Source organism: Streptomyces sp. NPDC006208, assembly GCF_040613775.1.
GTDB lineage: Bacteria > Actinomycetota > Actinomycetes > Streptomycetales > Streptomycetaceae > Streptomyces.
In genome coordinates, this window is record NZ_JBEXSW010000007.1 from 156,963 (window position 1) to 176,810 (window position 19,848).

17 protein-coding genes and 1 pseudogene are annotated in these 19,848 nt (G+C 70.7%); 3 read left to right on the top strand and 15 right to left on the bottom strand.

Features of this window, described 5'->3' with window-relative positions:
• Positions 1 to 476 precede the first annotated feature (476 nt).
• The gene (gene ribA / locus ABZ208_RS07640; RefSeq protein WP_356908621.1) at positions 477 to 1,133 is read right to left on the bottom strand and encodes a GTP cyclohydrolase II; all 657 of its coding nucleotides are present in this window, start codon (positions 1,131 to 1,133) and stop codon (positions 477 to 479) included.
• A 148-nt stretch (positions 1,134 to 1,281) separates the two neighbouring features.
• Between ribA and ABZ208_RS07645 the strand changes: the two genes are divergently transcribed.
• Together ABZ208_RS07645 and ABZ208_RS07650 are read left to right on the top strand one after the other, a co-directional pair.
• Complete coding sequence (locus tag ABZ208_RS07645; RefSeq protein WP_356908622.1) at positions 1,282 to 2,034, top strand: creatininase family protein; 753 nt, start codon at positions 1,282 to 1,284, stop codon at positions 2,032 to 2,034.
• A complete protein-coding gene (locus ABZ208_RS07650) occupies positions 1,986 to 2,936 on the top strand; it encodes a RibD family protein (protein ID WP_356908689.1) in 951 nt (316 codons plus the stop codon). The genes ABZ208_RS07645 and ABZ208_RS07650 overlap by 49 nt, the downstream gene beginning before the upstream one ends.
• Here the strand turns inward: ABZ208_RS07650 and ABZ208_RS07655 are convergent.
• The 5 genes and pseudogenes from ABZ208_RS07655 to ABZ208_RS07675 all read right to left on the bottom strand — a co-directional run.
• Positions 2,868 to 3,806 (bottom strand): annotated as a pseudogene (locus ABZ208_RS07655) (lysylphosphatidylglycerol synthase transmembrane domain-containing protein); the annotation flags it as partial. The gene ABZ208_RS07650 and the pseudogene ABZ208_RS07655 sit on opposite strands and share 69 nt — an antisense overlap.
• Before the next feature lie 29 nt (positions 3,807 to 3,835).
• Positions 3,836 to 4,738 carry a class I SAM-dependent methyltransferase gene (locus ABZ208_RS07660; RefSeq protein ID WP_356908623.1) on the bottom strand — a complete coding sequence of 301 codons (903 nt, stop codon included), beginning with the start codon at positions 4,736 to 4,738 and terminating at the stop codon, positions 3,836 to 3,838.
• The gene (locus tag ABZ208_RS07665; protein WP_356908690.1) at positions 4,735 to 5,817 is read right to left on the bottom strand and encodes a glycosyltransferase family 4 protein; all 1,083 of its coding nucleotides are present in this window, start codon (positions 5,815 to 5,817) and stop codon (positions 4,735 to 4,737) included. Before ABZ208_RS07665 ends, ABZ208_RS07660 begins: the two co-directional genes overlap by 4 nt.
• A gap of 44 nt (positions 5,818 to 5,861) precedes the next feature.
• Entirely contained in the window at positions 5,862 to 6,260 is a 399-nt protein-coding gene (locus ABZ208_RS07670; RefSeq protein WP_356908624.1) for a 6-carboxytetrahydropterin synthase, read from the bottom strand.
• A gap of 116 nt (positions 6,261 to 6,376) precedes the next feature.
• A complete protein-coding gene (locus tag ABZ208_RS07675) occupies positions 6,377 to 7,375 on the bottom strand; it encodes a zinc-binding alcohol dehydrogenase (protein WP_356908625.1) in 999 nt (332 codons plus the stop codon).
• A gap of 114 nt (positions 7,376 to 7,489) precedes the next feature.
• Between ABZ208_RS07675 and ABZ208_RS07680 the strand changes: the two genes are divergently transcribed.
• A complete protein-coding gene (locus ABZ208_RS07680) occupies positions 7,490 to 8,248 on the top strand; it encodes a CDP-alcohol phosphatidyltransferase family protein (protein WP_356908626.1) in 759 nt (252 codons plus the stop codon).
• A gap of 123 nt (positions 8,249 to 8,371) precedes the next feature.
• Here the strand turns inward: ABZ208_RS07680 and ABZ208_RS07685 are convergent, their stop codons facing one another.
• From ABZ208_RS07685 to ABZ208_RS07725, 9 genes are all read right to left on the bottom strand, one after another.
• On the bottom strand, positions 8,372 to 9,991 hold the full coding sequence (locus ABZ208_RS07685; RefSeq protein WP_356908627.1) for a sulfatase: 1,620 nt from the start codon (positions 9,989 to 9,991) through the stop codon (positions 8,372 to 8,374).
• A gap of 731 nt (positions 9,992 to 10,722) precedes the next feature.
• Complete coding sequence (locus ABZ208_RS07690; RefSeq protein ID WP_328398552.1) at positions 10,723 to 10,926, bottom strand: cold-shock protein; 204 nt, start codon at positions 10,924 to 10,926, stop codon at positions 10,723 to 10,725.
• A 332-nt stretch (positions 10,927 to 11,258) separates the two neighbouring features.
• The gene (locus ABZ208_RS07695; RefSeq protein ID WP_356908628.1) at positions 11,259 to 11,531 is read right to left on the bottom strand and encodes a hypothetical protein; all 273 of its coding nucleotides are present in this window, start codon (positions 11,529 to 11,531) and stop codon (positions 11,259 to 11,261) included.
• Positions 11,532 to 11,977: 446 nt separating this feature from the next.
• Complete coding sequence (locus tag ABZ208_RS07700; RefSeq protein WP_328398548.1) at positions 11,978 to 12,184, bottom strand: DUF5988 family protein; 207 nt, start codon at positions 12,182 to 12,184, stop codon at positions 11,978 to 11,980.
• Between the two features lie 216 nt (positions 12,185 to 12,400).
• Complete coding sequence (locus ABZ208_RS07705) at positions 12,401 to 13,825, bottom strand: hypothetical protein (RefSeq protein ID WP_356908629.1); 1,425 nt, start codon at positions 13,823 to 13,825, stop codon at positions 12,401 to 12,403.
• A 141-nt stretch (positions 13,826 to 13,966) separates the two neighbouring features.
• Positions 13,967 to 15,781, bottom strand: coding sequence for an APC family permease (locus tag ABZ208_RS07710; protein WP_356908630.1), 1,815 nt, complete (start codon positions 15,779 to 15,781; stop codon positions 13,967 to 13,969).
• A 341-nt stretch (positions 15,782 to 16,122) separates the two neighbouring features.
• A complete protein-coding gene (locus ABZ208_RS07715; RefSeq protein WP_356908631.1) occupies positions 16,123 to 17,148 on the bottom strand; it encodes a magnesium and cobalt transport protein CorA in 1,026 nt (341 codons plus the stop codon).
• A gap of 111 nt (positions 17,149 to 17,259) precedes the next feature.
• On the bottom strand, positions 17,260 to 18,405 hold the full coding sequence (locus ABZ208_RS07720; RefSeq protein WP_356908632.1) for a magnesium and cobalt transport protein CorA: 1,146 nt from the start codon (positions 18,403 to 18,405) through the stop codon (positions 17,260 to 17,262).
• A gap of 249 nt (positions 18,406 to 18,654) precedes the next feature.
• Positions 18,655 to 19,635, bottom strand: a complete 981-nt coding sequence (locus ABZ208_RS07725; RefSeq protein WP_356908691.1) for a cation diffusion facilitator family transporter — start codon at positions 19,633 to 19,635, stop codon at positions 18,655 to 18,657.
• Positions 19,636 to 19,848: the final 213 nt, after the last annotated feature.

Here is a 19,848-nt window from a genome sequence, read left to right on the forward strand (position 1 = left end):
CGGCTTCTCGCGGGCGTCCACTGTGTCCGCCGGCCCGGGCAGGGCGACCACCGCCATCAGGCAGGCGCCGGGCAGGACCGTGCTTCCCGGCTTCCCGCGCGGGACGAGGCGTCCGCCGATGACCGGGACCGCGCCCGCGGCCGGCACGAGGGCAAGCGCGGTGTACGTCGGACGGTCGATGCAGACGACGCATGACACAGCACGCACGGACGGCCGGCACCGACGGTGTCCCAGCGTCCGAGGAGGGCTGCGGCGGTCAGCAGCAGCCCGGCACCGGCCACACGCTGCGGCCTTACCGCTGAACGAGCGCGGCCCTCGGCACCGGCGGTTCCCACGGTCCCCCGGACACGCTCCCGAACGACCTCCAGGTGCACGCTACCGCCGGGTCGGCCATGCGGCTGCGCCGGTGTCCTGCCCGGGACCCGGACCGGGGAGACGGGCGGAGCCGTGGCGCACGCCCATCCCCGTCCCCGGGCTCAGGACCGGTCGGCCGTGCGGTCCAGGTGGGGAAGGAGGTGGCCGAACCGCTCCCGCTTGGTCCGCAGATAGAAGATGTTCTCCTCGCGCGGCTGCGTCAGCAGCGGAACCTGCTCGCTCACCTTGATGCCGTGCTGGAGGAGGGACTCACGCTTGCGCGGGTTGTTCGACAACAGCCGTACGGAGCGCACACCCAGGTCGTGGAGCATGTCCGCCGCCACGCGGAAGTCGCGGGCGTCGGCCGGGAGTCCGAGCGCGAGGTTGGCCTCGACGGTGTCCATCCCCTCCGCCTGCAGCTGCATCGCCTGCAGTTTCGCCAACAGGCCGATTCCCCGCCCCTCGTGACCCTTGAGGTAGAGCAGGACGCCGCGCCCCTCGTCGACGATGGCACGCAAGGACGCGGACAGCTGGTCCCCGCATTCGCAGTGCCTGGACCCGAAGGCGTCTCCGGTCAGGCACTCCGAATGAACGCGCGTAAGGGCTCCTTCTCCCTCGATGTCCCCGTATACCAACGCTATTTGCTCGTCCCCGCGAACGCGGTCCAGATAGCCGACCGCGAGAAAAACACCGTGCTCGGTGGAAAGCCGGACATGTGCCACGCGCTGGACGCCCGCAGCACGAACATTGTCGCGGTATGCGTCATCGGGTTCTATCATGGCAAGATCCTATCGGGTAGCCTTCGGTTTGGGTTCGAAATCGACGAGCGGGTCAACTGGCCTGCTGGTACGAGGTATTCGACAATTTCGACGATCTGGCCGCCCGGCGGCCGTATCTCGTGGAACGAAGAGAGAAAGGGTCGGGAACATGAGTGGCCCGCATGTGCGACCGCCGGTGCTTGGTCTGCTGCCGCTGGACACGACGACCGACGATGTGAGGGCCGGTCAGGCCGATGTCGCCGTCCTCCCCATCGGCAGTTTCGAACAACATGGCCCGTTTCTCCCGCTGATGACCGACACGGTCATTGCCTGCGCCATAGCCCGGGAGGTCGCCTCCGCCTACTCGGTGCACTGCCTGCCGCCGCTGACCATCTCCTGCTCGCACGAACACGCCGCCTGGCCGGGGACCGTCAGTATTTCTGCCGCGACCCTCCATTCGGTGGTGCAGGACATAGCCGAATCCCTCCGCCGGTCGGGTATCGACAACCTGGTACTGATCAACGGTCACGGCGGAAACTACGTACTGCGCAACGTGGTTCAGGAGTCCGCCGGAACCGGCACTCGCATGGCGCTCTTTCCCGGACCGGCCGACTGGAATGCAGCGCGGGAACGGGCCGGTGTGCGTACGCCGTCGGCCAGCGATATGCACGCGGGCGAAGTCGAGACGTCCATCCTGCTGCACGACCATCCTGAATTGGTCCGGCCCGGTTATGAGACCTCTGATTTTCTCGCCGATGACCGGGAACATATGCTCACTCTCGGGCTGCGGGCCTACACGGAGTCCGGTGTGGTCGGCCGTCCGTCACTGGCGTCGGCCGAGAAGGGTAAGGAATTGCTGGCAGGTCTCGTCGAATGCTTCGCCGCGTACATCTCCCTCCTGACTCCGGAGGAGTCCCGGTGACCGGCCCCACCGCCGCCCACCGGGGCGGCACGCTCGACGCGTCGGGGGCCTGGGAGCTGCTGCTCGGCATCCGGACCGAGGTGGACGCCGAAGCCGCCGGGCTGTTCCCGGGCGCGGACGGCCGGCGCCGGTGGCGAAACGCTTCGCCCGAGGCGGATGTCCTCGCCGACCGCTATCTGTCGCTGTGTCTGGCCGGACCGCGCTTCACCTTCGCGCAGCTGGGGCAGAGCCTGGACGGTTTCATCGCGACCCGGACCGGCGATGCCGACTACGTCACCGGCGAGGAGGACCGCGAGCATCTGCACCGGCTGCGCGCGCTCGCCGACGCGGTGGTCGTCGGGGCCGGTACCGCCGTCGCGGACGACCCCCGGCTGACGGTCCGCGCCTGCGCGGGGGCCCACCCGGTGCGCGTCGTCCTCGATCCGCACGGCCGAGTACCGCTGCACAGCCAGGTGTTCAGCGACGGAGCCGCCCCGACCCTGTGGGTGGTGGGCGCCGGCCGTGAGTGCGAACAGGCCGCTGCGGACCTCAAGGGCGTCGATGTGCTGACCCTGCCCGACAGCGCTGCGTTCACCCCCGGGCGCCTGGTGCGGGAGCTCGCGCGACGCGGCCTGGGCCGCGTCCTCGTCGAGGGCGGTGGCGTGACCGTGTCGCGCTTTCTCCACGAGGGCGCGCTGCACCGGCTCTACGTCACCGTGGCGCCGGTCCTGATCGGCGACGGCGTCCCGGGGCTCCGCTTCCCCGGTCCTGAGCTGATGCGGGACGCGCTCCGGCCGCCGGTGCGGCGCGCGGCCCTCGGCGAGGACACCCTCTTCGAACTCGACCTGCCGACGCCGCATCCCGGCGAACCAGTGGAGGACGAGCACGCCGACACCGGGCAGGCTCGCGGCGAAGGAGAGTAGTCCGTACACCACGGCAACGGTCAGCCCCTGGCCCGCGCCCATCCCCGCGGCTCCGAAGGCCCAGGCGGTGACTCCTTCCCTGGGCCCCCAGCCGCCGACGTTGAGCGGCAGTGCCATGGCGAGCAGGGCCAGGACCATCAAGGGCAGCAACTCGGCGGCCGGCGCCGTTGATCCGGCTGCTCGGGCCGCGAGCAGGAACATGCCGAGATACCCCGCCAGTACCGCGAGGGACGAGAGCAGCACGCCCGGCCAGCTGGCGCGGGCGAGCAGCCCGAGCCGCACCTCGGCGAACGTGGCGCGCACCGTGCGGCGCCAGCGCGATGTGTCCGGCTTCCCGCGATGTGAGGTGTCCGGCTTCCGGCGGCGCCGGACGGCGGCGACCGTCACAAGAGCGCACACGACGGCGAGGACCGCCACGGCGCCCGGCGACGTGGCGTAGCGGCGGGCGGTGCGCCCGGCTTCCGCCAGGGCCGGGGAAGGCTGCGTGACCAGGAGCGCCACGCCGACGGCGACCAGGACCACTTGGCCCGCGACCCGTTCGAGGACGACCGCGCGGACGCCCCGGCCGACGTCACCGGAGCTCTGCCCGTGCCGTACCGCGCGGTGCACATCGCCGAGGACGCCGCCGGGCAGCGCCGCGTTCAGGAACAGGGCGCGGTAGTAGTCGGCGACGGCCCGGCCCAGCGGCAGCTCGATGCGCAGACCGCGGGCCACCAGGCGCCAGCGCCACGCGCTGAGCACGGTGGTGAACAGGCCCAGGCCCAGAGCGGCCAGGAGGGTGGGGCCGTCGATCCCCCGCAGGCCGTCGAGGAAGGCGCCGGTGCCCTGCCACCACAGCATCGCCGCCAGGACGGCCGCTCCCACGAGCATGCCCAGCCGGGCCCGGAGCGCCTGCGGGATCACGAGGTACCACCGGTCGGCCTGGGCACGGCCAGCACATCGCTGTGATGCACCACCACCCGCAACTCACCTGCCTCGCACGCTGCCAGGCGGCTCTGCAGATACGTGTCGGCACGCGGCGCGAGATCCGGCTGCTGCTCACAGGCGGCGCTCACCCAGCCCCGCAGCCACTCCGCCGCCAGCGCGGACCCGTCGGAGCCGGCGCCCGGGTGCGCGGAGGCCGCCGGGAGCCGGGAGGCAGGACCGAGCTGCCACTGGCTGGGCTGCGCCCGTACGGTCAGACCGTGGTGTGCGAAGGCCACGGAGGCCGCCGCCACGGCGTCGGGCCCGAGGAGCCGGCGGCCGTCATCGACGCGGCGCTGATGGGCGTTGAACGCGTCGGTGATCGCGGCGTCCAGCGGGTCGGCCGGGGTGAGGTCGACCCGCCCCACCACGGACAGCGCCAGCAGGGCCGGGCAGCGGGCCCCGGCGCAGGCCGCGGCGAGCGCGTCCAGTTCGTCGCGGGTGAGCAGGTCCAGCAGTGCGGAGGCCGTCACCAGCGAGGTGCCGGCGAGGCGTTCGGCGGTCAGGCGCGCGATGTCACCGGGTTCCGTCGTGACCGTGACGGGGCTGCCGTCGGCGGCGGTACGGGGCATCTGCGCGGCGGCCAGTTCGAGCAGCTCCGGGTCGTGGTCGTGCAGGATCCAGTGCTGTGGACCGTTCAGCCGGGGGGCGAGCCAGCGCCCCATGGAACCGGTGCCGCAGCCGAGGTCGCGTACCACCAGTCCCGCAGCCCCTCGCTCGGCGTTCTCCAGGTGCTGCCGCAGCGGGCCGAGGAGTTCGGGTGCGCGGGCGGCGGCGTCGGCGCCCTCCCGCAGTGCCAGCCACTCCGGCGCGTAACGAGGTCGGTCGGTCGCGTTCATATGCTCCTCCGAGGCTCCAGCCGGAGCTGCTCAAGCGCCTTGGCAAGGCTTCGCGAGGTCGTCTCCCAGCCCGCCAGCGCCGTGCGCCGGCCTCGCGCGGCCACCTTCGAACGATGGCGCTCGCCGGGCTCGCTGAGCCAGTGGCGCAACGCCGCAGTGAGTGCCGCCGGATCCGCCGGCGGTACGAGGGCGCCCGGCACGCCGCCGCCGGGCGCGTGCCCGACCGCTTCCGGGACTCCGCCGACGGCCGTCGCCAGTACGGGAACGCCCCGCGCGAGCGCCTCGGTCACGGCCATGCCGTACGTCTCGGCACGGGAGGCGAGCACCAGAAGGTCGGCGGCGGCGTAGCTCGCGTTCAGCCCGGCGCCGGTCCGGGGGCCGACGAGGTGCACCCTCTCGTCGAGGCCGTACCGACCGATCAGTTTCCTGAGCCGGGCGACGTAGCCGGCGTCGTGGGTGAGTCCGCCGACGAAGGTGCAGCTCCACGGCAGGCCGGCGACGGCTCCGAGGGCCTCCACCAACTCGAGCTGCCCCTTGCGCGGAGTCACCGAGGCGACGCACAGCAGGCGTGGCGCGCTGTCGGTGCCGGATGCCGTGCCGGCAGCCAGCGGAGCTATGTCGGCTCCGGGGGCGGCGACATGGACCCGGCCGGCCTCGAGCTCGTGGTGCACCACGAGCCGGTCGGCCGCCCAGTCACTGGTCGCCACGACCGCTGCCACGGCCCGCAGCGTCCTGCGCTCCGCGGCGTCCAGAGCCGCCGCCGTGTCCGGGGCGAGTCCCGTCTCGTCGCCCAGCGGCAGATGCACCAGCACCGCCAGACGCAGCCGCTCGGCCTCGGGAACGATGACGTCGGGGACGCCGCAGGCGACGAGTCCGTCGAGGAGGACGACGGTGCCGTCCGCCGACTCCCGCAGGATCCGGGCCAGTTCCGCACGCGCGGTGGCCCCGGGCCGAGGCCAGTCGCCGGCGACGAGGTGCTCGTGGACCTGCCAGCCGACCTGGGGCAGGTCCCGGCACACCCGGCGGTCGTAGGTGTTGCCGCCGCTCGGCGCCGCCGGATCGTCGACGCCCCCGGGCATCACGACCCGCACCGAGCGCTCGGGCAGGGCGGCGGCTGCGAGGTTCACAGAGACCGCTCGTAACTCGCCCACGCGATGTGCGACTCGTGCAGGGTGACCGTGATGCCGGTCAGACCGCGGGCGCCCTCGCCCAGCGCGCCGGCCTCCACCCGGTCGGCCAGCCGGTCGGCGATCACCTTGGCCAGGAACTCCGTGGAGGTGTTGATGCCCTCGAACTGGGCCTCGTCGTCGAGATTGCGGTAGTTGAACTCACCCACCACTGACCCCAGTTCACTGGTGGCCAGGCCGATGTCGACGACGATGTTGTCGGCATCCAACTCGGGACGCCGGAAGGTGGCGTCCACAAGGAACGTCGCTCCGTGCAGACGCTGTGCGGGTCCGAAGACCTCTCCGCGGAAGCTGTGAGCGATCATGAGGTGCTCGCGGACGGTGACACTGAACAACGGCTGTGACCTCCCGGTCGGAAGCATGCGGCCGCTGACGGCCCCTGCCTTTCAGTACGGCCGGAGCGTACTGCGTGTTCAAACGCCCAGGTCGTTCGGAGATCCGGACCGGAGATTCAGGCCGAAGCCGGCGGTGCGGCCGTGTCGTACACGACGCGGTGGCACAGTCCGGGAAGGTTGCCGGCGGCGATCCGGGACATGACCGACGGCAACTCCTCGAACGCGCACTCTCCCGTGACCAGTGCGTCGAAAGCGGGGTCGGCGAGCAGCTCGAGCGAGAGCGCGAGCCGGTCTGCGAAGGTCCGGCGGGAGCGCCGCGCCTCGGACACCCGGCCGACCTGGCTGCCGCGCAGGACCAGCCGGCCGGAGTGGAAGGCCTCTCCCAGCGGCACGCTGATCCGGCGGTCGCCGTACCAGCTCAGCTCCAGCACCGTTCCCTCAGGGGCGAGGAGCTCCAGTGAGCGAGCCAGTCCGGCCTCGGTGGCGCTGGCGTGGACAGCGAGGTCGCACGCGTCCAGTGCGTCTTCGGGGAGGGCGAAGTCGACGCCCAGCGCCTCGGCCACGGCGGCCCGGGCAGGGTCGGAATCGATCAGCTGGACGCGGACGCCGGGGTACCGGGCGGCAAGAGCGGCCACGGAGCAGCCGATCATGCCGGCTCCCACGACAGCGATCCGGTCGCCGACCATCGGTGCGGCGTCCCACAGGGCGTTCACCGCGGTCTCCACGGTCCCGGCCAGCACCGCGCGCCCGGCGGGCACGGTGTCCGGTACGGGGGTCACGGCACTCGCCGGGACGACGTACCGGCTCTGGTGCGGATAGAGGCAGAAGACCGTGCGTCCGACGAGGTGGTGCGGCCCTTCCTCGACGAGGCCGACATTGAGGTAGCCGTACTTGACGGGCCCGGGGAACTCGCCGTCCTGGAACGGCGCCCGCATCGCGGTGTGCTGGCTTCGGGGCACACCGCCGCGGAAGACGAGGCTCTCCGTGCCACGGCTCACCCCGGAACACAGCGTGCGCACCACGACGTCGTCGCCGCCCGGCTCGGGCAGGGAGACATCCCGTATCTCGCCCTGGCCGGGGGAGCGGAGCCAGAAGGCGCGTGCGGCGCGCTCCATCGACGTCCTCCTGCTGAACGCTCGGGTAACGGAATCCGTTCTGGTAATCATGAGGCGGCGCACACGGTACGCGGCACTCATCGACTCTGTCACACAGCCGGAGGGTGGTGCGCGTTGGCTCTGAGCCACACATACGACACAAGGGTGCTGTGCCCGGCGGCGGCCGCCGGTGCGGCCGTGCAGTCGGTCCTGCTCGGCCTTCTCGGCGCGGTGATCGGACTGGGTCCCGCGGGATGGCTGACGGGCCTGGCCTTCACGGTCGGCACCTGTGCCCTGCTCACGCGAGCCCTGCGCCGGTCGTGGCACAGGCCGTTCGGACCGGCCAACGGTGTCACCCTGGCCCGGACGATGCTCGTCGGAGGGGTGACCGCGCTGGTCGCGGACTCCTTCGTGAGCCCGCCGCCGGTCGCGGTGCTGGTCGCCCTCACCGTGGTGGCGCTGGCGCTGGACGCGGTCGACGGCCAGGTCGCGCGGCGCACAGGTACGGAATCCCCCTTGGGGGCGCGCTTCGACATGGAGGTCGACGCCTTCCTCATCCTGGTGCTCAGCGTCTACGTCGCCATGTCGCTGGGCGCATGGGTGCTGTTGATCGGCGTCATGCGCTACGTCTTCGTCGCGGCCGCCCGGGCACTGCCGTGGCTGAACGGCCCGCTGCCGCCGAGCATGGCCCGTAAGACGGTGGCCGCGATGCAGGGGATCGTCCTGCTCGTTGCCGCCGCGGACGTCCTCCCGCTCCTGGCCGCCCACACGGCGGTCCTGGTGGCGCTGGTGCTGCTCGTCTGGTCCTTCGGGCGGGACATCAGGTGGCTGTGGCGCGTCAGGGTCCGTGAGTGCGCCCCGGTGGTCCGGGACACGATGCACGAGAGGGTCTGAGCGGCCCCCGCCTCGCGCGGGACATGGCCGGCCGAGAGGCAGGAAGGTCCGGTCGGCACCGCCGACCGGACCTTCCTGCTGTACGGGTCCGGCACGTTCGCCGGCTCCTGGTCGTGCTCCCCGCTACGGAGAGGGGACCTTGCCGGGCTGCGGGCCGTAGGCGTTCAGGAAGCGGTCGCGGAAGGTGTCCATCCGCCAGATCGGAGCCTCAGGTCCGGGCTTCAGGCCCTCCTGCCAGTCCCAGCCGGAGATCCGGTCCATCACGGCAGGGTCGCGCGCGACGATCGCGATCGGTACGTCCCGGCCGAGGTTGCCTTCGGTGACCGTCCGGACGGGCTGGTGATCGCCGAGGAAGACGAGCACGGTGTCGTCGTCGCCGTACTTCTCCACGTAGGAGATGAGGCTGTTCAGCGAGTACTCGATGGCACGCCGGTACTCGGTGCGCACCTGATCGGGGTCCTTCCACACGTCCTTGGGGTCTTTGCCCGCCTTCTTGATGGCGTGGTAGACCGAGCCGTCACCGACCTCGTCCCAGCCGATCATCTTGGGTATGGGCGCCCAGGGATTGTGGCTGGACGCGAGAATGATCTCCGTCATCATCGGCTTGTGGCCCGCCTTGCCGTGTTCCAGGCGTTCGAAGGCCGACAGGCTGTACTGGTCAGGTACGGGTGTCCAGCTGAACTTCGGCCCCTTGTAACCGAGTTGCCGGGAGTCGTAGACGTGGTCGAGACCGTAGAACTTCCCCTCGGGCCAGGACCGGGTGACGCCAGGCATGATGCCGACCGTCCGCCAGGCGCCCGCGCGCTGGAAGGCGCGGGTGAGGGTGAAGCGGTCGCTCGAGGTCAGGGTGCGGTAGCGCTGCTGGTTCTTGATCCACAGGCCTGACATGAACGTGGAGTGGGCCAGCCAGCTGCCCGCGCCCGTCGTCGGCGAGGTGAGAAACGCGCTGCGGGTGGAGAAACCGGCCGCACGCAGCCTGCTCGTCCCGTCCGCGAGTACCGCACCGACCTGGGGAGCCATCTCCGGGTCCTCGATCGCGCTGCGGCCGTAGCTCTCGATGAAGGCGAAGATGACGTTCTTGCCACGCAGTCCGGTCAGCAGTTGGTCGGGCGGGGTGTCGCGGTAGGCGTCCACGGCGGACTCCTTGGCGAACGTCTCCCTGTCCTTCAGGCCCGCCTGCACCTGCTCGGCACGGTTCTCGACGAACCCGGCCGTGGTCCTGGACGCGACCGGGACGCCGGCTATCTGCAGGCCGAGCGCCGTGCAGAGGGTCCAGACGGTCCCGGCCACCAGAAGGCTGCGGGTCGCCACGGCGCTGTGCCGGGCCACGACATGGCTCAGCCGGACGACGGCCAGGGCCATGAGAACGAGCAGGGCGAGGACGACGACCACGACCCCGATCACGGCACCGATCGCGCCTGCCCGGCCGACGGTGTCCGTGAGGAAGGACTGCGCGTCGTCGAGCAGGATCCAGTCGAGGACCAGGTCGAACGGCCGGTCGAGAACCGAGTAGAAGCCCATGTCGAGGAACTTCAGGATGGTGAGCAGGCCCAGGATCGCCCCGGCCAGCAGCGCTCCCATCCGCCTTGCCTTCGGCGGCAGGACGAGCAGCACCGCGGCGCCGAAGATCCCCTCCACCGGGATGCGCGCGAACGTGCCGGGTGTGATGCGGCCGAGTTCGTTCGGCACGAGGAGGGCGAAGAGCACGAGTACGGCGGCGAGTGCAGTGATCACTCGCGCCACGACCGGGTGCTTGCCCCGCCCGCTATCGGCGACGGCCTCATCCGGTTCGGCCCCGTCGGCACCGGCTTCGGCGGTGCCGTCAGGGGATCCGGACCCGGCCGGTGCGGGGCCTTCCTCCGTTGTTGCGTTGTCCGTATGGAGCAGTTGACGAGAGCGCGTCCAAAGCGACACCCGAAGGTCCTTCCGTGCGAGGCGCGGTGAGGCATGGCGGACCACTCGAAAGAATGGGGCCGCCGTTATGTGTACGGCATGCTGGCGGCTTCAGTTCAAGCAGCATGCGACTGCGCGGCGACGGCGGATCGGCTGCGGATCGGCTGCGGACGCCGCACGGGCCGGGTGCCGGGCCGACGTCGGCCGGGCAGGCGGGCCGAGCCCCGCGGCGACAACGGCGGCCGGATCCGGGCGGGGCGAGTGGGGTCAGCCGGAGCGGCTATTTCCGGACCGGGTTTGCAGATCCGGTATATGTGGCAACGTATGTTCGACAATGAGGTCCGACAAATGTCGGAATCATGCCGTCCAGCCCGCTGGCCGGAAATTCCGTCCCGGGGGTCGCGCGCCGGGAACGGCACAGCCGAGGCCGCGAAGGTACGGAATTCTCTCGGTGCGGCAGGGAGTATTCCGGCGCGGCACGGGAGCCCGACCATCGATGGCCGGGTTCACGGCCGGCACAAGCGAGGGCCCGTACCCCCCTCCGAGGGGGTACGGGCCCTGCTGTGCGGTGCGTGCCGGCGTCAGGCCGGGACGATGTTCTCGGCCTGCGGGCCCTTCGGGCCCTGCGTGACGTCGAAGTTCACCTTCTGGCCTTCCTGCAGCTCACGGAAGCCCTGAGTGGCGATGTTCGAGTAGTGGGCGAAGACGTCGGCGCCGCCGCCGTCCTGCGCGATGAAGCCGAAGCCCTTTTCGGCGTTGAACCACTTCACAGTGCCAGTAGCCATGGAGATCTCCTCAAATAGGGGCAGTTCTGGAAATCCGCCGTGTGCGAATTTCCCGTCGCCGCAATGACCCACCCGGAGAGACCGGAAAAACAAAAACACACCTGAACGTCTCGTCAGGTGCACACAAGTTCATGGGTACCAAAACTGCAACTGCAAGCCAAGGTAGCACGGACTCGTCCACGATGTCGGATTTCCAGGGCGAATTCCCGGGAGGGCGTGGCGGACGCCGGTCATCGCGGTTTATTCCTTTGATCCCACCGCGGGCCGCGCCGCGCGCCGCAGCCGGACGGCGGCCCGGCGCGGAACCTGGCGTTTCATCAGACCGGGCCGGGTCAGTCGCCCGCCGCATCCTCGGCCTCGACGACTCCCTTGTGCGTCAGCGCGATCAGGCTCGGCGTCGCGGCGGTGCCGAAGGTGTCGGCCTCGAGGAGGGCCAGGCCTTCCCCTGCCAGGTACTCGCAAGCGGCGGCCATTTCGTGATCGCTCACGCCGAGATCCACCTGCAGAACCTTGGCATCGATCAGAGCCGACGTCCCGCCGGACCGATCGTAGATTTCACGGAGGATCTGTCTGCGCAGGGACTTCCGCTCGCTCAGGCTGGCCATGGTGCCACCTCTTGCCGCTCTTTCCTTGTGGGCGTACTTCCACGGTAGTGCCGATGCGGGCCGCGTGTGCGCGCTGATGCACGCGTCCCCGCACGGAGCACCTGTTCGGGGCGCTGCGCCGCACTCTTCCGGCACGGCCGTCTCGGACGGGACGCCACTTCCAGCACCACGGCGACCAGCGGCCGGCGGGACTCTCCGTGCACCCGGCCGCGCGCTCGATGACCACCTGCCGGTCCTGGAGGTGGACATGGTCGCCCGGGGCGAGGAGCAAGGGGCGGTCGAGCTCGCAGACCGCGTCCGGGTCGAACCGGAGCTCGTTCAGCAGCAACGCCCTGTCCACTACTGCTGGTTCACCGTGCCACCTCATGTCCCCATGATGGATCACCCGGTGAGGATGCGGTCAGGCCGCGCTGCTGCCTTGGCGGCCGGCCTGACCCGGTCGGCGCCTACCCGGGGAGTTCCGTGCGCTCCCACCATTCGTAGACGGGCAATGCGCCCTCGCCGGTTTCCTGTTGGCGCGCCGTGGCCCTGAAGTGCTCGTACCCGCCACGGAACGGGATCTTGAGGTCCTCCCCGGGCGTCGTGACGGGAACGATCCGCTCAGGAAGCTCGTCGGGGCCGCCCTCCAGGACTGCCTTCGCTGCGTTGGTCATGGCGAGAGTCTCCCCGGCGGGCGGACCGGCTCGTCCGTGACGCGCCGAGGCCGGCTGCTCGCTCCTCCCGTCGCGGTCGAGCGGAAGGAGCAGTGCGCAGCCGGCGAGCGCACCTCTCCGGGCCCGTGGGTCGTCCAGTGGTCACGGTGGGCAAGGGCCACGCGGCTCTGGTTCCCTTGCCCGGGCGGCGGTGGGCCGACGACCTCGGGGCCCGGACTAGGCCTGTGACGGGAAGACGAAGAAGCCGTCCTCCGTGCTGAAGTAGCCGTAACCCGACGGCTGGGAGAACAGCGGGACGTTCTCCTCAGGCAGACTCTTGGTGAGCACCTTCTTCGTGCGGCCGTCGACTGCGAGCACAGTCTCCCCGTCCCCGTCCCCCTCCGCGGTGCCGTACAGCACGCCGCTCGGCGAGAAGCGCAGCGGTGTCATCAGGTTCTCGCCGTCCTGCTGAGCCCAGACCGCCTTGCCGTCGGCGAGCTGCCACACGGCGGTGCCGGTCTCGGTCGCGGCCGCGGCCAGCCGGTGGTCGGGGGAGAGGACGGATGAACCCTCCGTGTTGACCGTGTCGCTCGGGTTGTCGGCGTAGGCGTACGTGGTGGACCCGCCGATCTGCTCGCCGCTGCTGAGGTCGTACGTCGCCGTGACCCAGGTGTCAGGGGAGAAGGCACCGGCACCCCACGCGGTGAGGATCCGGCCGTCGCGGACGTCGAGCACGCGGACGGCACCAGAGGTCCGCTCCTTGTCCTCGTTCAGCTCCACGCCCTTGGGCGGGGTGACGTCCGCGGTGCTCCACACCTTCTTTCCGGTGGTGAGGTCGGACATGACGAGCTGCTCCTGCTCGTCCTCGTACGTGGTCGCGTTCTCCACGTGGAAGGCGTACGTGCCGGTGATCAGCGGGGCGTGCGCCGAACCGCCGTCGATGTCCTTGTTGCGCGGATCGAAGGAGCAGCTCGCCAGTTGGCCGGTGCAGGTGACCTTGCGGGGCTTCCCGCCGTCGATGGGGGTGAGCTGCAGGCTCGCGTCGTCGGCCTGCTCGACGATGTGGCCTTCGTGGACGTGGAAGGTGCCCTCGGCGTGCTCGGCCTTCCCCAGCTGCGCGCCGTCGCCTCCGTAGACGGTGACCGTGACGGTGGTCTTCTCCGCGCTCAGCCCGTCGGACTCCGCGGTACTGCTGGTGCGCACCTCGAGCGCCGGTACGCCGTCGTGCCAGGTGGTGGCGGCGACACGGTCGGCCGTCACCTTCAGGCTCTTGCGTACGGCGCCGGTCTTCACATCGCGGAACTCCAGGGTGAGGGGCTCCGGTTCGTCGCCGGCGTGGAGGGTTCCCGTCGTGCCGTCGATGGGCTCGTTCTCGTACAGCCCTCCGGTGCTGTAATCGCCGTTCGCGTCCTTGATGAACAGGAAGGTCTCACCGAGGTCGATGGCTTCGGAGGACGGCAGGCTCCATGCCTGCTTCTCGGCGAGGCCGGGTACGGCCGGGCCGTCGTAGACCGGCCCGGTGGGCTTGGCGCCGCCCTTGGCACCTTCTGAACTGCCCGCCTTGTCCTGTCCGTTGGTGTCCGCGCCGCCGGAGGAGTCGCAGCCTGCGACCAGTCCGAGCGACAGAACGAGGCCTGCGGCCATCACTGTGTACTTGTTCATGTCCCCGTTGTTCCGCCCTGTCGGGCATCGGTGCGTAGCGTTCCGCAAGGTGATCTTGTAATCCCGCGGCAGCATAGGCGCCGGCCGGAACACGCGGCCCGGGACCCCTGGAACCTTTACCTCCTCGCCACACCCGTCTCGTCACAGGTTCAGGCGGTAGGGGAGGATACAGACGATCACGTCGGTACGTGCCCTCAACGCCGCGGCCAGCAGGAGGCCGCGCTGGTTCTGCAGGATCTGGTAACGGCGGTGGCGCGGCTCGACCTCGGTGATGAGGACGGCGATCTGCCGCCCCGTCGCCGCCTCGCGCCGGACATAGGCGACGATGGGCTCCACCAGCGAGCGGTGCGGGCTGTCGATGATGTCGAGACGGATCCCCGGATTCCAGCTGTCCCAACTCTCCTGGAGATTCCGGGCCTTGGCGGGGTCGTCGTGCACCGCGACCGCCACGACCTCACGGCCGAGGGAGCCGGCGGCCGTCAGCGCGTGCTGGGCGAGCTTGCTGACCTCGCCGACCGGCACGATGACCAGGGAATCGGTACGCCGCACCGGCGGCGGGACCCGGCCGAGTCCCAGTTCCCGGCCGACCGCCGTGTAGTAACGCGCGATGCGGGCGAACAGCAGCATCAGCAGCGGCACCGCGACGACCACCACCCAGGCGCCCTCGAGGAACTTGGTCGTCAGCAGGACCAGCCCCGCCACCAGGGTCAGCACCGCGCCGAAGCCGTTGAGCACCGCGCGCGGCAGCCATCCGGGCGGCCGCAATCCCGCCCAGTGCCGTACGAGCCCGATCTGGCTGATGGTGAAGCCGATGAACACGCCGATCGCGAACAGCGGGATCATCCGGTGGGTGTCGGCGTTCACCGCGATGAGCAGCAGCGCCGCGAGCAGTGCAAGGGCCACCACACCCCAGCGGTACACGGGACGTTCCGTGCGCAGCCCGAAGAGATGGGGCAGCCGGTGGTCCTTGGCGAGCAGGCTCATCAGGACGGGCAGCCCGCCGAAGCTGGTGTTGGCGGCGAACAGGAGAGCCAGGGTGACGATGAGGTTGGTCGCGTAGTACGGCCAGCCCGTCCCGTACGAGCCCGCGATCAGTTGCGCGAGCAGGGTCACCCCCTCTCGCGGAATCACATGGTCACGGTGGATCAGCACCGCGAGGCCGATCAGCATCAGTCCCAGCAGCGCGCCCAGCATCAACTCGGTGCGCTGTGCCCGCCTCACGCGCGGCGGGCGGAACGCGGGTACGCCGTTGGAGATGGCCTCCACCCCGGTGAGCGCGGAGCAGCCCGAGGAGAACGCCTTCAGGAGCAGCAGCAGTCCCAATGCCTCCGTGGCATGGACGGGTTGGGCGCTGCCGACGACGGCCACCGGGTGCGCGCGCAGCAGTCCCAGAACGATGATGCCGATCATGCTTGTCACGAACAGCAGGGTGGGCAGCATCAGCACCCGGGCGCTCTCCGCCACCCCTCGCAGGTTCACGGCGGTGAGCAGGGCCAGTCCGATGAGACAGACCTCGAGCAGGTGCTCGCCGAGCCAGGGGAAGGCGGAGGCGAGACTCGCGGCTCCGGCGGCCAGACTGACGGTCACGGTCAGCACGTAGTCGACGACGAGGCTCGCCGCCGCCAGCAGACTCGTCCGCGGGCCGAGCTCCTTCTTCGCCACCGCGTAGGCGCCACCGCCCTCCGGGTGTACGGCGATCACCTGGCCGTACGAGACCACCAGCACCGCAAGCAGCAGGGCGATGGCGAGCGTCACCGGCAGCGTGGCGGCCACCGCCGCGGTGCCGGCGGTGACCAGGACGAGCACGATCGCCTCCGGTCCGTACGCGACCGAGCTCAGCGCGTCCAGCGACAGGGCGGCGAGCCCCTCGAGGCTGGTCAGGTGGCGCTTGTCGCCTTCCCCGTGATGGAGCGGAACCTTCGGCCGCAGTTCGCGGCGGGCCAGACCGTACGCCATGGGGAACCTCGCGGTGCAGGGTGCGGGGGCTGTCCGGGGACAGTGTGTCCGCACGGGTGCGGTGCGAGTCGTCAAGGACGCGCCAAGGCCCGGCGCAAGTCGCTCGGAGAGCCGTCTGCCGGCCGGCGGCACGGAGCCTGGGACGCGGGGGCCGGGTGCGGACGGACCACCTGGTGACGATCGAGTGGTGCGGCGGCACTGCGCCCCGTCCGGTCCTGTGCGACGCGTACGGCAGCCCGGCCGGCGAGCCGGCGCCCCGGGGCGTCCTCACCGACCCGCTGCTCCTGCTCCGTCTCGGGGCCGGAGCGGCGCGGGCTCCCAGGACCGCGGCACCGGTGTACTCACAGCCAGTGCTTGCGGTGGAAGGCCCAGTAGACCACCGCGCAGACCGCCGCGGTGACCAGAAGCGCGATGGGGTAGCCGAGCGGCCGGACCAGCTCGGGCATGTGGTCGAAGTTCATCCCGTACACGCCGAAGATCATGATGGGGACGGCGATGATCGCGGCGATGGCGCTGATGCGCCGCACGTCGTGGCTCTGCCGGACGCTCGTCTGGGCGAGCGTGAGAGTCAGTGAGGTGTCCACCAGTTCCATCAGGGTCGCGATGCGCTCGCAGGCCTGGCCCAGATGGTCGTGGACATCGCGCAGGTAGGCGGCGATATCGGTGTCGATGCCGGGCAGCCGGCCCTCGGAGAGCCGGTACAGGGGCTGGGAGAGCGGGGCCACGGCGCGGCGCAGTTCGAGCAGTTCGCGCTTGAGCTGGTAGATGCGGGCCACATCGTGCGTCGGCTCGGGTGAGAAAGCCTGTGCCTCCACCTCCTCCACATCCGTCTCGACGGCCTGCACGACCTCGAGGTACTGGTCGACCACGGCGTCGGTGACGGCGTGAAGGACGGCGGCGGGTCCATGGACGAGCAGCTCCGGATGGACTTCCAGGCGGGCGCGCACCCCGGTGAGCCGCCGGGAGGGCCCATGGCGGACCACGACGACGAAGTTCGCCCCCATGAAGGCCATGATCTCGCCGGTGTCGACGACGTCGCTGGTCGGGGTGAGCCGGTCGTGCTCGACGTAGACGGTCGTCTTCAGGACCAGGAAGAGCGTCTCGTCGTACATCTCGAGCTTGGGGCGCTGATGGGCCTTCACCGCGTCCTCGACGGCCAGCGGGTGCAGGGCGAAGGCGTCGGCGACCACCTGGAGCTGATCGACGGACGGCTCGTGAAGCCCGATCCACACGAAGCTGCCGGGCTTGGCCTGGGCGGCTTCCATGGCTTGTGAGAGAGGCAGCAGGCCGGGACGGCGCCGCCCGTCCTCGTACAGGGCGCAGTCCACCACCGAACGCGGATGCTCAGTCGTGCTGTGATCCGCCATGGGCCTCTCCTCGACGCACAGGTGCGGGCACGGCGTGGCGCGCGGACTACCCCTTACGACAGTTGCACGGAAGTGCGGCCCCCGTCGCGGCGGGACGGTGCACGACCCGGCTCAGAGCCAGTTCCGGCGCTTGAAGACCACGTACAGCGAGAGGCACACGACAGCCATGAGCGCGAGTGCGAAGGGGTACCCGAGGAGCCAGCGGAGCTCGGGCATGTGGTCGAAGTTCATGCCGTAGATGGTGCCGACCAGTGTCGGGGCGAACAGAATGGCGGCCCAGGACGAGATCTTCTTGATCTCCTCGTTCTGTGCGTGGCTGCCCTGGGCCAGCTGCTTCATCTCCTCGTTCTGCTGCTGACTGACCAGGGTGGCGTTGACGGTGAGGATGTCCTGCAGCGCCATGCGGAAGCCGTCGACCCGTTCGGTGACATGCGTGGCGTGGTCGGCCACGTCGCGCAGGTACCGCCGCAGTTCCTCGTCGATCCCGTACTTCTCGAATCCGGCGGACAGGCCGTCCAGGATCCTGTTCAGGGGACGGGTCGCACGCTGGAACTCGACCACTTCCCGGGAGAGCTCGTAGATACGGCGGGACACCTTCGGGTCGCCGCCGAAGACCTCTGTCTCGATCTCGTCGACATCGTTCTCCACGCCGGCCACCACGGGCGCGTAGCCGTCGACGACCGTGTCGAGGATCGCGTACAGCACCGCCTCGGGGCCGCGCTTGAGCAGATCCGGGGAGTTCTCCATCCGGCGCCGGACGGCGACCAGGTCCGGGGCTGCCCCGTGGCGGACAGTGATGACGAAATCGGGTCCGACGAAGATGTGCAGCTCGGCGAAATCGACTTCCTCGGCGTCATCCATGTAGCGGGCGGCGCGCAGCACCACGAAGAGGGTGTCGCCGTAGCGTTCCAGCTTGGGCCGCTGGTGCGCCTCCATCGCGTCCTCGACGGAGAGCTTGTGCAGGTCGAACTCGTCGGCAACGGACAGCAGCTCGGCCTCGGTCGGCCGGTGCATGCCGATCCATGCCATGCTGCCGGGCGCCTCGCGGAGCTTCACGAAGGTCTCGGCGAGCGAGTCATGGGTGCTGATCCGGTGCCCCTCCTGGTACAGCGCGGCGGTGATCATGCTGGGCCGGCGGACCGGCGGCTGCTCGGCCGGTGCGGCCGTGCCGGGCTGCTCATCGGTGGGGCGGGGCGCGGCGGGGGGCCTGGCCGCCTTCTTGAACGGGCGCAGGGCACGCAGACGACGCTCGGACATGACGGAGTCCTTCCGCAGGCAGGAAGAGAAGGCGGCCAAGGACAAGGACACGCCGCGGACGCCGCCTTCGGATCCGGCTAGGGTCCGGTCGGCCCGGCGTCCAGCGGCGCGCGACTGGGAGGTTCACCACGCATCGCGGTCTCACCTGCCTTCGCACGCACGGGGCTGGTCCACAGTGCAGGGTAACCCTCGGGGGCGAACGCCGGACGATGGCATGGGCATCGGGGCGCCTGCGCCACGTCCGCCGGGTCAGACGGCGGCATGGTGGGCCAGAGCCGCGTGCGGGTCCGCCTCGCCGCTGCCGGCGGCCGGATCGGCGTGGACGAGGGCGGCGGTGAGACGGGGCACGGCGTGCAGCAGCGCGTGCTCGGCGTCGACGGCGACCCGGTGGGCCTCGCGGAGGTTCAGGTGACCGTCCACGACGATGGCGACCTCGGCCCGCAGCTGGTGCCCGATCCATCGCATCCGCAGCTCGCCCACCTCTTCCACGCCCGGCACGTTCCGCAGGGCGGCCTCGGCGGAGTCGACCAGGGCGGGATCGACGGCGTCCATGAGGCGGCGGAAGACCTCCCGGGCGGCATCCTTGAGGACGAGGGCGATGGCCGCGGTGATGAGCAGGCCGACGATCGGGTCCGCCAGTCTCCAGCCGAGCGCGGCACCGCCTGCGCCGAACAGGACGGCCAGGGAGGTGAAGGCGTCCGTGCGGGCGTGCAGCCCGTCGGCGACCAGTGCGGCGGAGCCGATCCTGCGGCCGGTACGGATGCGGTAGCGGGCCACCCACTCGTTGCCGGCGAAGCCGACCGCCGCGGCGGCGGCGACGGCCGGGAGGTGGGTGATCTCCCGCGGGTCGAGCAGTCGGCCGACGGCGGTGTACGCGGCCACGGCGCAGGAGGCGGCGATGGTGGCGACGATGGCGATGCCGGCCAGGTCCTCGGCGCGGCCGAAGCCGTAGGTGAACCGTCGGCTGGCCGCCCTGCGGCCGAGGACGAAGGCGATGCCCAGCGGCAGGGCGGTGAGCGCGTCGGCGGCGTTGTGGACGGTGTCGCCCAGCAGCGCCACCGACCCGGAGAGCACCACGACAACGGCCTGCAGCGCGGCGGTGACGGCCAGGATCCCGAGCGAGATCCACAGGGTGCGCATGCCCTCGGCGGAGGTCTCCATGGCGGAGTCGACCTTGTCGGCGGCCTCATGCGAGTGCGGGGTGACCAGGTGCGCGATCCGGTGCCTGATCCGTGCCCACCGGCCGGCCGGGTTGTTGTGCGCGTGGCTGTGGCCGTCGTGGCCGTCGGGCGCCTGTCTGTGGGGCGCGTGCCCGTGATGGCCCGCGCCGTGGTCGTGGCGGTGCGGCCGGTGGGGTGCGCTCTTCTCGCTCACGGCAGCTCGGTCCTTCCGGGTCGCGGGTGGGCAGGGCGGGCCGTTGCACACCGGCCGCGCACGCCCTCA